Below are 12,387 nucleotides of genomic sequence, written 5' to 3'. Positions count from 1 at the left end.
ACCGCTGGATACCCGGTTCAAAAGCGCGATGCCTCCCGCTGGCCTCCTGGCGGGCGTTCTAGCGGCAAGTCGCGCGAAACTGACGTGGAGTTTGAACCATGCACGAATATGGCGATCCGTTCGCCCCTGAGGCAATCGCAGCCGCGGTCAGCCGGGTTCTCGTACTCCAACAGAGCGACGATCAGCGCACGCTCGGTCAGCATGTCGAGCAGGCCCTCCACGAGAACATCTGCTCGTGCGCACTGGACATCGAGGATCAGATCGAGGGCGCGCGATCGGGGCTACATTTGTCAATCGCACGCGAAGTGCGCGAACGTGTCGAACTCGTGCAGTCGCGGCGAGCGGCGTGGTCCGAGCCGTTCGACATCGTCGATCGCGCTTCCGATGAGTCATTTCCAGCGTCTGATCCGCCGGGGTGGATCTGACGCACGCAAGGCGCGGAACAACGAGAGAGGATGAACGCGATGGCACTGCACCATGCTGCATCGGGCGAGGTCGTGGACCTTGCGCCGCTGCGAGACCGCTTGCAGCAAGCTCATACGGCCGCGTTGGTCAAAACCGACAGCTTCGAGGCTATCCGCCTCGTCCTGAGGGCGGGAGAAACCTTACCAGCCCACACTGTCTCGGGGCAGTTCACCCTGTTCTGCCTCGAAGGCAGGATCGTGCTCGATTTGCCGGACAAGTCCCTGTCGCTTGATGCGCACCAATGGGTCTTCTTTGACTCGGGCGTGACGCACGGAGTGCGAGCGATCGAGCCGTCATCCCTTCTGCTGACGATCCTGCTGCCCGATTGAACTGAGTTGACGTCGCGACCCTTGGGCGAAAAAACGCTGCGGGCGCGGTCGACCGGGACCCATCCAAAGGTGTCCTATCCCGCCGTCCGCTGCAGGAAATCGTCGATTGCGGCGTTGACGCTCTCCGGCGCTTCCCATGGCACGAAGTGCCCGCTGCCGGGCACTTCGACCAGGGTAAGGTCGTCAATGATCTCGTCCAGCCCTTCGAGGTTCTCGGGCGGCAGCGCGAGGTCGTCCATACCCCAGACTACCAGCGTCGGGATGGTCAGGTTGGGCAGGGCGGGCGGGGTCCAGCCGGCGGGCACTTCGTAGGGCGCGTCCATCGGGGGGATGTCGATCGGACTGGCGCGGTACCAGTTGAGCATCGCGAAGGCGGCGTCGCGGTCCTGCCAGTCCTTGAGCAGCTCTGCGCGTTCGGCGGGCTCCATGACGTCGCCGCTGTCCCACTTGATTTCCTGCAGCAGGATGCCGGCGAGCCCATGCTCGCGGACCAGCGCATCGTTCTTCGGATCGCGGAAGCCGCGCATGTACTGGCTCGATTCGCGCTGGTGGGGGTTGGTGTAGAGCAGCTTCTGGAAGATCGCCGGGTGCGGGGCGTTGGCGACCACCGCGCGGGTGACCCGGCCATTCGTCTGCCCCGCGATCGCGGTGCCCCAGGCGATCGCGCCGCCCCAGTCGTGTCCGAGGATCGTGAACTTGTCGATGTCGAGCGCATCGGCGAGCTGGAATACGTCGCCGATCAGCTTGTCGGGGGCGTAGTCGCTGACTTGCGGGGGCTTCGACGACCCGCGATAGCCGCGCTGGTCGGGCGCGACGCAGCGATAACGGTCGGAGAAATGCGCGACCTGGTGGCGCCAGGTGCGGTGGCTTTCGGGGAAGCCGTGCAGGAAGATGAGAGCGGGCGCGTCTGCCGGTCCTTCATCGACAACATCGAGGGCGATGCCGCTTTCGAGTGTGACACGGTTCATGCTCCTTCTCCCTTCATCCGTTCGATGTACCCGCGCGCGACCATGTCGGCGACCTGGTCGAACAGGGCGTCGGGCGTGCGGCGCGCTTCGCCCATCGCCTTTTCCGCCCCTTGCGCGACGATGATCTCGCGCGTGCCGGCGGCGATGGCATCCAGCATTTCGGCGGCGGCGACGTCGGGGTCGATCCCTTCGTCGATGACCTTGTCGCTCCTGCCGCGCGCCGATCCGTCGGCGGTGAGAGCGTTGCGGCTGACATCGGTGCGGATCGAGCCGGGGTAGATCGCGTGAACGGTGACGCCGGTCTGCGACAGCTCGGCCCTCAGGGCGTCGGCATATCCTGCAAGGCCGAACTTCGCCGCACTGTAGGCGGTGCGCATCGGCACGCCGACCTTGCCCGCGATCGACGAGATGAACGCCAGCGCGCCGCTGCCGCGCTTGCTCATCGCGCCGATCAGACCTTGGGCGAAGGCGATCTGGGCGACGAGGTCCACCTCGATGATTTCGCGATAGACGCGCATGTCGGTTTCCAGCGCGACGGAACGCTGCGAGATGCCCGCGTTGGCGACCGCGAGATCGACGCCGCCTTTCCACGTCAGCGCCCGTTCGGTCGCCCGGGCCAGCGCGGCGTCATCGCGCACATCGAACGGCAGGACCAGGCTCTCGGCGGCGAGGTTCTGTGCGACCGCCGCGAGCCGCGAATCGTCACGCCCGGAAAGGATCACCTTGCCGCCCCGCCGCGCCCATTCTCGCGCCAGCGCCGCGCCGATGCCGCTCGATGCGCCGGTAATCCAGGCCGTCTTGCCTTCGAATGTCATGGGTAGCTCGCTGTGTTTGGGACTTGAGGGATGGGAATGAATTCCTCGCTGTCGCCGGGGATCGGCGCGAAGCGACCGGCGCGCCAGTCGTCTTTCGCCTGGTTGATCCGTTCGCGGCTCGAGCTGACGAAGTTCCACCACACGTGGCGCTCGGTCGCGAAAGCCTCGCCGCCCATCAGCATGACCCGGCCACCCTTGTCGGACGCCAGGGTCATCGCCGCGCCGGGCGCGAGGATCGCGAGAACATAGGGTTCAAGCGGCTCGCCATCGATCCGTGCCTCGCCGCCGACCAGCATCACCGCGCGTTCGTCGGCGTTTGCGTCGATCGGCACGGTGCCGCCTGCGTCGAGCACGATCTCGGCATAGATGGTGTGTGAATGGCGAGTCGTTGGCGCTGCGGCACCCCAGAGCTCGCCCATCACGACGATCGCCTTGGCGCCGCCCGCCTCGACTATCGGCAGAGCGGTCTGCGCCTCGAACGCGGGATCTATCTCCTCGCGCCCGTCGGGCAGGGCGAGCCAGGTCTGCATGCCGTAAAGCTTGCCGGTCCCGTCGCGTTCGCTGGCGGGCGAGCGCTCCGAATGGACGATCCCGCGCCCGGCGGTCATCAGGTTGACCTGGCCGGGACGAATTGTTGCGAACGTGCCGAGGCTGTCGCGGTGATCGATCGCGCCCTCGAATAGCCAGGTGACCGTCGCGAGATTGATGTGGGGGTGCGGTCGCACCTGCATTCCGTCGCCCGCATCCAGCGTGGCCGGGCCGAACTCGTCGACGAAGATGAACGGGCCGACCATCGTCCGTCCGCGGCTGGGAAGCACGCGACGGACCTGGAACTGGCCGAGGTCGTGCGTGACCGGCTGGATCGTCTCGATCACGCTCACGCAGCGTCGCCCGGCGCAAAGGCGCGGATGGCGAGGGCGTGGACCCGGTTGCCGGGAATGTCGCCCAGAGCGGCGTTCACCATCCGCTGGCGTTCCAGCCGCGACTTTCCTGCGAACGCAGCGCTTTCGATGATCACCGTGAAATGGGATTCGCCGCTGCCGTCGTCACCGGCGTGCCCGTGATGCTTCGCGCTGTCATTTATGACTTCGAGCCGCGTCGGCGCAAGCGCGACCGTCAGAAGCGATGTCATTTCCTCGGCCACGGTACCGTTCATGTCACCTTCCCATCGCTTCGCGCCGGAACGCATCTGGTTAGCGTTCTGCGGTTCGCCGCCCGAGTTGCAAACCCGGTGTGCGGCCTCCAAGTATCTCTTGTGAAGCCGCATAAATTCCATGGCCGGATCGAGAGCAGCGGGCAAGCCTGCCAGGCGCCCGGATGCGTCGAGGCGGGCGAATTCCGCGCGCCGGGTGAGCGCTCGGCCGGGTTCGACGGGCCCGGCGAAAGCCGCTGGTTCTGCCTCGATCACGTGCGCGAGTTCAACTCGAGCTACAACTGGTTCGATGGAATGAGCGCGGAGGAGATCATCTCCGCCCAGCACCCCGCCGCCGGATGGGCCGCCGGTTCGAGCACCACCCGCGCCTTCCGCGCCGACGGCGGAGCAGGAAACGCTCCGCGCTGGGCCGATTTCGCCGACCCGCTGGAGGCGATCGGCGCCCGCGCCGCCGACATCCGGCGGCGGGCGCAGGGGCAGGCCCAGTCCCGGGCCAGCGCCGCCCGCTTCACTCGCGAGGAGCGGACGGCCCTCGATACCCTGGGCCTTGCCGTGGACATCGACCGCGGCGCGCTGCGCCGGCGTTATACGGAACTGGTCCGGCGATATCACCCCGACCGAAATGGCGGGGACCGCTCGCACGAGGCCAGGCTGGGCCGGGTTGTCGAGGCGTACCAGATGCTCCGGAAGAGCGCGGCGCTCGCCTAGCGAGGCGGAAAAGCCGGTTGCGTCGCGGCCGAACTTGCCGCACCCGCACCCCCATGAAAACGCTCCGCCTTCTCGTCTGCGCCCTCGCGCTCGTCGCCGCGCCCGCTTTCGCCGATACGCTGATCGACAACGTGCAGGGCGTCTCTGTCGACCGGGAGGGGCGGGTTACCCGGTTCACCGGCATCTGGATCGACGACGAGGGCCGGGTGAAGCAGTTGCTCGACCGCAAGGACAAGCGTCCGCACGCCAAGTTCGGGGTCGACGGGAAGGGCGCGGTGGTCGTTCCGGGGCTGATCGATTCGCATCTTCACATCATGGAGCTCGGCTTCGCCGCCCTGACGCTGGACCTTACCGATACCCGCTCGCTGGCCGAGGCGCAGGCGAAGATCCGCGACTACGCGGCGAAGTATCCGGATCGGAAATGGATCATCGGGCGCGGCTGGAACCAGGAAATCTGGGGGCTGGGGCGGTTCCCGACCGCAGCCGAGATCGACGCGGTCGTTCCCGACCGTCCGGTGCTGCTCGCGCGGGTCGACGGGCATGCGCAGTGGGCCAACAGCGCCGCCTTGCGCGCTGCCGGGATCACGGCGCAAACGGCCGACCCGGCAGGCGGACGGATCGAGCGGGCTGCGGGCACGCGGGCTCCGGCAGGAGTCCTGGTCGATAACGCCAAGGAATTGGCGGAGCGGGTGGTTCCGGCGCCGCGGCCGGACGAGTACGACCTGGCGCTGAGCAAGGCGCAGGAGATCCTCCTCGCCAAGGGTGTCACTGCGGCAGCCGACATGGGTACCACCATCGAGGCGTGGCAGAGCATGCGCCGGGCCGGCGATCTCGGCTGGCTGCGGGTGCGGATCATGGCCTATGCTGCGGGCGTGCCGGCGATGGAACTGATCGGCGGCCCGGGTCCTACTCCCTGGCTTTATGGCGACCGGCTGCGCATGGGCGGGGTCAAGCTCTACCTGGACGGTGCGCTCGGTTCACGCGGGGCATGGCTCAAGGCCCCTTACGCCGACGATCCGAAGAACACGGGCTTGCCGCTGATGGACGGGACACAGTTGCGCAACCTGATGAGCCGCGCCGCCCTCGACAAGTTTCAGGTCGCCGTCCACGCGATCGGCGATGCCGCCAACGCCGAAGTGCTCGGCGCGGTGGAGGAACTGTCCGACACCTACAAGGGCGACCGCAGATGGCGGGTCGAGCACGCCCAGATCGTCGATCCGGCGGACATCGCGCGCTTCGGCAAGAACGGCGTGATCGCCTCGATGCAGCCTATCCACCAGACATCGGACCGGCTGATGGCCGAGGCGCGGCTGGGCCAGGCCCGCCTGGCAGGCGCCTATGCCTGGCGCTCCATCGCCGCGACGGGCGCCCCGCTGGCTTTCGGCTCCGATGCCCCGGTGGAGGCGTCCGATCCATTCGCAGGAATGGCGGCGGCAATCAGCCGCACCGGAAGCGACGGCCAGCCATTCGGAGGCTGGATGCCCGGCGAAGCGGTCGGCCGGGAGGCAGCGCTGGCGGGATACACCTCGCAAGGGGCCTACGCCGGCTTCGCCGAATCGCGATTCGGCGAGATCAAGCCCGGCCTGCGGGCTGATTTCATCGTCATCGATCGCGATCCCCTGCTCGCAGCGCCGCAGGAACTGCGCGCCACGCGCGTGCTGCAGACATGGGTGGGCGGAGAGCGGATCTACGTCGCCGGGCAGGTCGCCGTCAGGCGCGACAGCCGTTAACCTGATTTCAATCACATCCACCGCATTCCACTCGCCGTCTCTCCCCAGTGTGCAGATGGGTCGGATTTGGCTGAAACCGGTCGTCTCGGGGAACGATAACGAAAGCGAAGAATTTCCATACGTTGCAAGATAGCCGCAGTTTGTCCGCAAACCGTGTGTGTTTGATTTTTTGATGAAATTCGGTCAAATCGGGGTTGCCTGCCTTTTCGCCTTCGCTTAGGGCACCCCCGACAGTCATAAATACAAGCGCTTCGAGGAGAAATTGTATGAAGATCCGTAACCTGGCGGCCGCTGCCGCTGCCATGACCCTTGTGGTTGCTCCGGTTGCCGCTCAGGCCGCTCCCCAGCGCGCAGCCGCTCCGGTGGAGCAGGGCAGCGAAATGGGCAGCGCCTGGGTCCTGGGCTTCTTTGCCCTGGCCGCGTTCATCACCGCGATCGTCATCGCGACCAAGAATCACAACGAGCCCGTCAGCCCGTAAGCTGATTGGAAGTGATTTTGAAACGGGGCCTTCGGGCCCCGTTTTTTTTGCCCGTCGAGCGCGGGGAGGTTGCTTTCCAGCGTCCACCTGCCGGTTGCCAAACGCCGTGATCGTCTCCACGAACAGTCAATGGAGATGTTCCAGGGGACCTTTGACGCCGATGTACTTTCCAGGTGGGTGCTCAAGCGCGCCCACCCCGGTTGGCTCGGCTTGCGCTACCGCGATCACGGCTCCGACTGGGTCGAGCTCGAACTGCCCTGGCGCGCGGACCTGATCGGTGACGAACGGCGTCCGGTGCTTGCGTCCGGTCCCATCATCAGCCTGATGGACATGGCGGCGGGAATGTCGATCTGGGTCGCCAATGGTATTTTCCGCCCCGTCGCCACGCTCGATCTGAGGGTCGATTATATCCGCCCCGCACGCGAGCGGGCGTCAGTCGCCGGTCGGGCGACTTGCTACCGTCGCACGCGATCTGCCGCTTTCGTTCGCGGCGAAGCGCATGACGGCGACCCGAAGGATCCGGTGGCGACCGTTTCCGGCGTCTTCATGACCCTCGATCCGGCGCGCATGCGATGAGTGCGGGATTGACCCCCTACGCCGAGGCGCTCGGGATGCGGATAGTGGAAGGCGGTGAGGACGGCGCGACTTTGCTGGCGCTGGATTTCGGCCATGAACTGGAGGGTCGGCCCGGAGCCTGGCACGGAGGTGCGATCGCCGGGCTGCTGGAGACCGCGGGCTATGCCGCGCTGAGGTCCGAGCTTGTTCGCCAGGGGCGCGATCCGCTGCTCAAGCCGATCAATATCACGGTGCAGTACCTCTCCACCGGCCGCCCGCGGGAAAGTTTTGCCCGTGGACGGATCGTGCGCCTGGGAAGGCGTAATGCGAACCTCGAGGTGGAGGCCTGGCAGGACGATCCCGCGAAGCCCATCGCCAGCGCGGTGATGAACATCCTGATGGTCGAGGAAGAAGCTTCTAAGGTCCTGTAGGCGTGGGCGAGGGAGGCGCGGGCGGCGTTGCTCCGGGCTCGATCCGCAGCCCGTCGCGACCCAGCCGGACATCCACGGGCACGCCCTCCACGTCGGTCGTTACGGTCACCCCTTCGCCGCCGATCCGCACACGCGAACCACGCTCGTCGATCGGGAACTCGGCGGTGGGGATCGCAGCGGGACCGGGGACGTCCATCGGCTCCACCGGAGTGCCGGGATCCTCGCGCTCGTCGGGTCGCGGCGCGGTCTTCTGGGCGGGCTTGCCAAGGGCGCGGGTCATGAAGTCGCGCCAGATGCGCGCTGGAACGCTGCCGCCGGTGACTCCGTTGAGCGGCTTGTTGTCGTCGTTGCCGAGCCAGACACCGACGACGAGATCGCCTGCGTAGCCCACGAACAGCGCATCGCGGTAATCCTGGCTCGTTCCCGTCTTTCCATAGGCAGGCACGGACAGAGCAGCCGCGCGGCCGGTTCCGTGGCTCACCGCCGCGCGCAGGAGCTGCTCGATGTCGCCGTGGGTTCGGCCCGAAAGACGCTCGTGATTGCTCCACTCCCACGCCTTCGCCAACCAGCCGCGTTCGGGCATCGCGAAAGCGCGTGCGGTTACCGGAAAGTCATTGGCTGCGACTCCGGCGTATGCACTGGTCAATTCGAGCAGGGTCATCGTCGAAGTGCCCAGCGCGAGACTGGGATCGCCAGCCGCCAAGGGCGAAGTGACGCCAAGGTCGCGCGCAGTGGCGATGACCTTTTCGCTGCCGACGGTCTTGAGCAAGCGCACTGCGGCCACGTTGCTGGAGCGGGCGAAGGCTTCTTCGAGCGTGATCGAATCGGAATAATTTCCGCCGGCGTTCTTGGGCCGGTAGCTGCCGGTCAGGATCTCGCGGTTGTCGATCCGGTCGTCGGGACCCATCCCGTTGCGCAGCGCGGCGAGCCAGACGAACAACTTGAATGTGGAACCCGGTTGCCGCCGCGCCTGGGTGGCGCGGTTGAACGGCGAGCGGGCGTAATCCCTGCCGCCGATCATTGCGACAACTTCGCCGTTGGGTCGCATGGCCACCAGTGCCACCTGGGCGTTGCCCGGCACCCGCCGCGTCACCTGGCGCGCGATCGATTGGAGCCGGGAATCGAGCGTGGTGGTCAGGGTCTGCCCGCCGTAGCCTGCCTCGGCCAGCTGGCGGCCCTGGGGCAGCGCCCAATCGGCGAAATAGGTTCCGGTAGGCAGCGATTTGTCGGGCCTCACGTCGAGCCGGGGCGGGCGCATGGCGCGACCCTCCGCCGGGGTCAGATAGCCCGCGTCGACCATCGAGCCGACGACCAGCCGCATGCGCTTCGCGGCGCGGTCGTAATGCCTGGTAGGGGCGTAGCGGGAGGGCGCCTGGACCAATCCGGCGAGCATCGCCGCCTGGTCCGGCTTCAGGCGCTCGGGCTGGCGGTAGAAGTAGTGAAGCGACGCGGCGCGCAATCCGTAGACGTTGTCCCCGAAATAGGCGTTCGACAGGTAGCGCTGGAGGATTTCATCCTTGGTCAGCCACGCTTCGAGCCAGAACGCGATCAGCATCTCGCGTGCCTTGCGCGTCAGGGTCTGTTCGGGGGTGAGGAAGGTGAACTTGGCGAGCTGCTGGGTGATCGTGCTGCCGCCGCCGTATCCGGTCCATGCGGCTCGGGCCAGTCCGCGGGGATCGATGCCCCAATGATCGTAGAACCGCCGGTCCTCGATTGCGAGAAAGGCGTGGACCACGTGGGGGGGCAGCTTGGCCACCTCCACCGGCTTGTCGATCACTGCACCATTGCGCGCGATCGGGGTGCCGTCGCTGGCGAGCAGCGTCAGTTGCGGCGCGGCGATTGGCTGCAGCGACTTCGACATCGGCGCGGTCACCGCAAGCCAGGCGACGATCACGATAAACAGGGCGAGGAGCGCGGCCAGGCCACGTACGATCCACCACCGGCGCCGACGGCCGAGCCAGAGTCGCCTGGCCGGATGCGCCCCGTCCGGCTGCGGGCTCCAATCGTCGAACTGGTCGGCCACCGCATCGTCGTCGCCGAACGCTTCGTGCAAAGCGAAGTAGCCCGCGTGCGGCGCGGGCTCGGGTTCAGGTTTCCGGCGGGACCAGGGAGCCAGCAGCGACATTCAATAGTGTGTTACCAAGTCAACACAGCGATGGATAGCCCCGCGAGGCTGAACCCCGCGCAACAGCGTGTCGCTCAGTTCCGGCCGACGACGCTTTCGGGCAGGTCCACCCCGAACACGCGCTGGTAGTATTCGGCCACCAGCACCCGCTCGGCCTCGTCGCACTTGTTGAGGAAAGTAAGGCGGAAGGCAAAGCCGACATCGCCGAAGATTTCCGCGTTCTGCGCCCAGGTAATGACTGTCCGGGGGCTCATCACGGTCGAGATGTCGCCGCCGATGAAGCCCTGGCGGGTCATGTCCGCCACCTTGACCATATCCGCGATTACCTTGCGGCTGGTGTTCGGGCTCTTGGCCGCCACGATTTCCTGCTCGGTCTGGGCGGGGAGGTAGTTCAGCGCGACGACGATATTCCAGCGGTCCATCTGGCCCTGGTTGATCGCCTGGGTGCCGTGATAGAGGCCGCTCGTATCGCCCAGGCCGACCGTGTTGGCGGTGGCGAACAGGCGGAAGTGCGGATCGGGGCGGATCACGCGGTTCTGATCGAGAAGGGTCAGCTTGCCCTGCTGTTCGAGCACGCGCTGGATCACGAACATCACGTCGGGCCGGCCGGCATCGTATTCGTCGAACACCAGCGCCACCGGATGCTGCAGCGCCCAGGGAAGCAGCCCTTCCCGGAATTCCGTTACCTGCAATCCATCGCGCAGGACGATGGCGTCGCGCCCGACAAGGTCGATGCGGCTGATGTGCGCATCGAGGTTGATGCGGATACACGGCCAGTTGAGCCGGGCGGCGACCTGTTCGATGTGGGTCGACTTGCCGGTGCCGTGATAGCCCTGGATCATCACCCGGCGATCGAATGCGAAGCCGGCGAGGATCGCCAGCGTGGTGTCCGGATCGAACACATAGCCTTCGTCGATGTCCGGCACGCGCGGATCTGCCTTGGAGAAGGCGGGGATTTTCCAGTCGATATCGACGCCGAATACCTCGCGCGCGTCCACCACGGTATCCGGGGCGGCGAGCAGGGTGCGCTGGCCGGTGTCGCCCAGGTCTCTCGAACTATCGGTCATGTCGTTCATCGCGTCCGGCTGCCTATACGCGCCCAGCAATGGCCGCAAGCGTCCTTGCGAGCAACTTATCTTGCCCCGATAACAGCCGCGATGCCGCTGCCTTCACCCACCGATCTCTTGCGCAGAAAGCTGGTCGGACGGGTGCGCGGAGTGTTCAACGATGTCGAGAGCGGCCAGGGGCCGGTGCCGCTGTCGGACGAAGCGCTGTTCGAACGAGACTCGCCAATCCGCATGGTCCACGCGGGGGTGGTGCCGATGATGGTCGGCGGCATCCGCTCGCTGCTGTTGCAGATGTTGCACCCGCATGCCTTGCAGGGCGTGCTCGACCACTCGGATTTTCGGACCGACATGCACGGACGCCTCCGCCGGACGGCGCGCTTCATCGCGGTTACGACGTTCGGCCACCGGGACGATGCGATGGAAGCGATCGCACGGGTGAACCGCATCCATGTTGCCGTGCGCGGCGAGCTGCCGGGAGGAGGGCGATACTCGGCGACTGACCCGCGCACCCTCGCCTGGGTGCACGTGGCCGAGGCGACAAGCTTTCTCGATGCCTACCTGGCTTATGTTCGCCCTGACATGCCCGCGGACGAGCGGGACGAATATTTCCGCCAGTTCGCCGTCATCGCTGATGCGCTGGGCGCCGACCCGGTCCCTCGAACGAGCGCCGAGGCCCAGGATTTGATGGCGAAGATGCGCAGCGACCTCTCCTCAAGCGAGGCCGCGCGCGAAGTCGCCCAACTGGTGCTGACGCAGCGCCCGAAAGGGGCGCCCGTGGCGGTTCAGCGAGCACTGGGCGCAGCGGCGGTCGACCTGCTCCCGCCATACGCTCGCACGATGCTGGGGCTGCGCCGGCCCGCCGCATCGGCCCTTCCGGCGCGCATGGCCACGCGCGCCATGTCCGAAACGCTGCGCTGGGCCTTTCGCCAGCGCTAGGCGAACCTAGACCAGCTTCGGCGGCAGGCTGAACAGCGCGGCATAGCGCAGCGCGAGTGAGCGGTTGCCTTCGATCGCGACGCCGGCTTCGCGTTCAAGATGCTCCCACGGCACGCCGGCATAGATGCCGGCGGCAAGGGGCGAAGCTTCGTGCGCGCGGAACACCGCGTCCGCACCCGCAACGTCGGCGCGCCGGATCGGAAGGCGGCCGTGATCGGGTTCCGCCACGAACGAGTCCTCGCCAATCACAAAACCGATGCGGCCCTTGATCGAGCCGACGTTCCGCTTGTCCACCATCGTGCGCATCGAAAGCATCAGGGAAACCGAGGAAAGGGGGAGCAAGGGATTGTGCGCACTCGATTGGGCGGCCCAGCGTCCGGCCTCCTGCAGGAGCGGCTCGGCCGCGTAACCCCATTCGGTCAATTCGTAGACTTGCGCCTTGCCGGGCGCCGGAAGTTTCCGGCGGACGACCACGCCGGCTTTTTCTAGCGAGGCAAGCCGTTCGGTCAGCGTCTTGGCGCTGATGCCCGGCAGGCTGGCGCGAATATCGGAGAAGCGGCGCGCCCCCAGCATCAGCTCCCGCACCACCAGAAGCGTCCACCTCTCGCCAACCAGTTCCATTGCGA

General features: G+C 66.7%; 15 protein-coding genes. 8 read left to right on the top strand and 7 right to left on the bottom strand.

Annotated elements, in window-relative coordinates; translation table 11 throughout:
• Window positions 1-98: 98 nt before the first annotated feature.
• Together IEW58_RS09210 and IEW58_RS09205 are read left to right on the top strand one after the other, a co-directional pair.
• Window positions 99-425 carry a hypothetical protein gene (locus IEW58_RS09210; RefSeq protein ID WP_188644846.1) on the top strand — a complete coding sequence of 109 codons (327 nt, stop codon included), beginning with the start codon at window positions 99-101 and terminating at the stop codon, window positions 423-425.
• Between the two features lie 39 nt (window positions 426-464).
• On the top strand, window positions 465-794 hold the full coding sequence (locus IEW58_RS09205) for a cupin domain-containing protein (RefSeq protein ID WP_188644845.1): 330 nt from the start codon (window positions 465-467) through the stop codon (window positions 792-794).
• A 74-nt stretch (window positions 795-868) separates the two neighbouring features.
• Here the strand turns inward: IEW58_RS09205 and IEW58_RS09200 are convergent, their stop codons facing one another.
• The 4 genes from IEW58_RS09200 to IEW58_RS09185 are packed head-to-tail and all read right to left on the bottom strand — an operon-like array spanning window position 869 to window position 3,733.
• On the bottom strand, window positions 869-1,762 hold the full coding sequence (locus IEW58_RS09200; protein WP_188644844.1) for an alpha/beta fold hydrolase: 894 nt from the start codon (window positions 1,760-1,762) through the stop codon (window positions 869-871).
• The gene (locus IEW58_RS09195) at window positions 1,759-2,577 is read right to left on the bottom strand and encodes an SDR family NAD(P)-dependent oxidoreductase (RefSeq protein WP_188644843.1); all 819 of its coding nucleotides are present in this window, start codon (window positions 2,575-2,577) and stop codon (window positions 1,759-1,761) included. The genes IEW58_RS09200 and IEW58_RS09195 overlap by 4 nt, the downstream gene beginning before the upstream one ends.
• Entirely contained in the window at window positions 2,574-3,458 is an 885-nt protein-coding gene (locus tag IEW58_RS09190) for a pirin family protein (protein WP_373284741.1), read from the bottom strand. Before IEW58_RS09190 ends, IEW58_RS09195 begins: the two co-directional genes overlap by 4 nt.
• Window positions 3,455-3,733: a BolA family protein gene (locus IEW58_RS09185; protein ID WP_188644842.1), complete on the bottom strand. Its 279-nt coding sequence runs from the start codon at window positions 3,731-3,733 to the stop codon at window positions 3,455-3,457. Before IEW58_RS09185 ends, IEW58_RS09190 begins: the two co-directional genes overlap by 4 nt.
• 99 nt (window positions 3,734-3,832) lie before the next feature.
• Between IEW58_RS09185 and IEW58_RS09180 the strand changes: the two genes are divergently transcribed.
• From IEW58_RS09180 to IEW58_RS09160, 5 genes are all read left to right on the top strand, one after another.
• The gene (locus IEW58_RS09180) at window positions 3,833-4,438 is read left to right on the top strand and encodes a J domain-containing protein (RefSeq protein WP_188644841.1); all 606 of its coding nucleotides are present in this window, start codon (window positions 3,833-3,835) and stop codon (window positions 4,436-4,438) included.
• A 53-nt stretch (window positions 4,439-4,491) separates the two neighbouring features.
• Window positions 4,492-6,168 carry an amidohydrolase gene (locus IEW58_RS09175; protein WP_188644840.1) on the top strand — a complete coding sequence of 559 codons (1,677 nt, stop codon included), beginning with the start codon at window positions 4,492-4,494 and terminating at the stop codon, window positions 6,166-6,168.
• 266 nt (window positions 6,169-6,434) lie between these two features.
• The gene (locus IEW58_RS09170; RefSeq protein WP_188644839.1) at window positions 6,435-6,647 is read left to right on the top strand and encodes a hypothetical protein; all 213 of its coding nucleotides are present in this window, start codon (window positions 6,435-6,437) and stop codon (window positions 6,645-6,647) included.
• A 135-nt stretch (window positions 6,648-6,782) separates the two neighbouring features.
• A complete protein-coding gene (locus tag IEW58_RS09165; protein WP_188645746.1) occupies window positions 6,783-7,223 on the top strand; it encodes a PaaI family thioesterase in 441 nt (146 codons plus the stop codon).
• Window positions 7,220-7,633, top strand: coding sequence for a PaaI family thioesterase (locus IEW58_RS09160; protein ID WP_188644838.1), 414 nt, complete (start codon window positions 7,220-7,222; stop codon window positions 7,631-7,633). The genes IEW58_RS09165 and IEW58_RS09160 overlap by 4 nt, the downstream gene beginning before the upstream one ends.
• Here IEW58_RS09160 and IEW58_RS09155 read toward each other — a convergent pair.
• Window positions 7,620-9,758, bottom strand: coding sequence for a transglycosylase domain-containing protein (locus tag IEW58_RS09155; protein ID WP_188644837.1), 2,139 nt, complete (start codon window positions 9,756-9,758; stop codon window positions 7,620-7,622). The genes IEW58_RS09160 and IEW58_RS09155 overlap by 14 nt on opposite strands.
• Before the next feature lie 74 nt (window positions 9,759-9,832).
• On the bottom strand, window positions 9,833-10,834 hold the full coding sequence (gene cobS / locus IEW58_RS09150; protein ID WP_188644836.1) for a cobaltochelatase subunit CobS: 1,002 nt from the start codon (window positions 10,832-10,834) through the stop codon (window positions 9,833-9,835).
• Between the two features lie 81 nt (window positions 10,835-10,915).
• Between cobS and IEW58_RS09145 the strand changes: the two genes are divergently transcribed.
• Window positions 10,916-11,761: an oxygenase MpaB family protein gene (locus tag IEW58_RS09145; RefSeq protein ID WP_188644835.1), complete on the top strand. Its 846-nt coding sequence runs from the start codon at window positions 10,916-10,918 to the stop codon at window positions 11,759-11,761.
• Window positions 11,762-11,767: 6 nt separating this feature from the next.
• Here the strand turns inward: IEW58_RS09145 and IEW58_RS09140 are convergent, their stop codons facing one another.
• Entirely contained in the window at window positions 11,768-12,382 is a 615-nt protein-coding gene (locus IEW58_RS09140; RefSeq protein WP_188644834.1) for a winged helix-turn-helix transcriptional regulator, read from the bottom strand.
• Between the last annotated feature and the right edge of the window lie 5 nt (window positions 12,383-12,387).

The organism is Tsuneonella deserti (assembly GCF_014644315.1).
Taxonomy (GTDB): domain Bacteria; phylum Pseudomonadota; class Alphaproteobacteria; order Sphingomonadales; family Sphingomonadaceae; genus Tsuneonella; species Tsuneonella deserti.
Note: the sequence above shows the minus strand (reverse complement) of the source record. Positions and strands in the feature narration are given on the sequence as shown.

Excerpts from the sequence above, each read along its gene's own strand:
- IEW58_RS09205 (WP_188644845.1), top strand. The coding sequence starts at position 465 with ATGGCACTGCACCATGCTGCATCGGGCGAGGTCGTGGACCTTGCGCCG.
- IEW58_RS09170 (WP_188644839.1), top strand. The coding sequence starts at position 6,435 with ATGAAGATCCGTAACCTGGCGGCCGCTGCCGCTGCCATGACCCTTGTG.
- IEW58_RS09185 (WP_188644842.1), bottom strand. The coding sequence starts at position 3,733 with ATGAACGGTACCGTGGCCGAGGAAATGACATCGCTTCTGACGGTCGCG.
- IEW58_RS09160 (WP_188644838.1), top strand. The coding sequence starts at position 7,220 with ATGAGTGCGGGATTGACCCCCTACGCCGAGGCGCTCGGGATGCGGATA.
- IEW58_RS09175 (WP_188644840.1), top strand. The coding sequence starts at position 4,492 with ATGAAAACGCTCCGCCTTCTCGTCTGCGCCCTCGCGCTCGTCGCCGCG.
- IEW58_RS09210 (WP_188644846.1), top strand. The coding sequence starts at position 99 with ATGCACGAATATGGCGATCCGTTCGCCCCTGAGGCAATCGCAGCCGCG.
- IEW58_RS09195 (WP_188644843.1), bottom strand. The coding sequence starts at position 2,577 with ATGACATTCGAAGGCAAGACGGCCTGGATTACCGGCGCATCGAGCGGC.
- IEW58_RS09165 (WP_188645746.1), top strand. The coding sequence starts at position 6,783 with ATGTTCCAGGGGACCTTTGACGCCGATGTACTTTCCAGGTGGGTGCTC.
- IEW58_RS09200 (WP_188644844.1), bottom strand. The coding sequence starts at position 1,762 with ATGAACCGTGTCACACTCGAAAGCGGCATCGCCCTCGATGTTGTCGAT.
- IEW58_RS09140 (WP_188644834.1), bottom strand. The coding sequence starts at position 12,382 with ATGGAACTGGTTGGCGAGAGGTGGACGCTTCTGGTGGTGCGGGAGCTG.
- IEW58_RS09155 (WP_188644837.1), bottom strand. The coding sequence starts at position 9,758 with ATGTCGCTGCTGGCTCCCTGGTCCCGCCGGAAACCTGAACCCGAGCCC.
- IEW58_RS09145 (WP_188644835.1), top strand. The coding sequence starts at position 10,916 with ATGCCGCTGCCTTCACCCACCGATCTCTTGCGCAGAAAGCTGGTCGGA.
- cobS (WP_188644836.1), bottom strand. The coding sequence starts at position 10,834 with ATGAACGACATGACCGATAGTTCGAGAGACCTGGGCGACACCGGCCAG.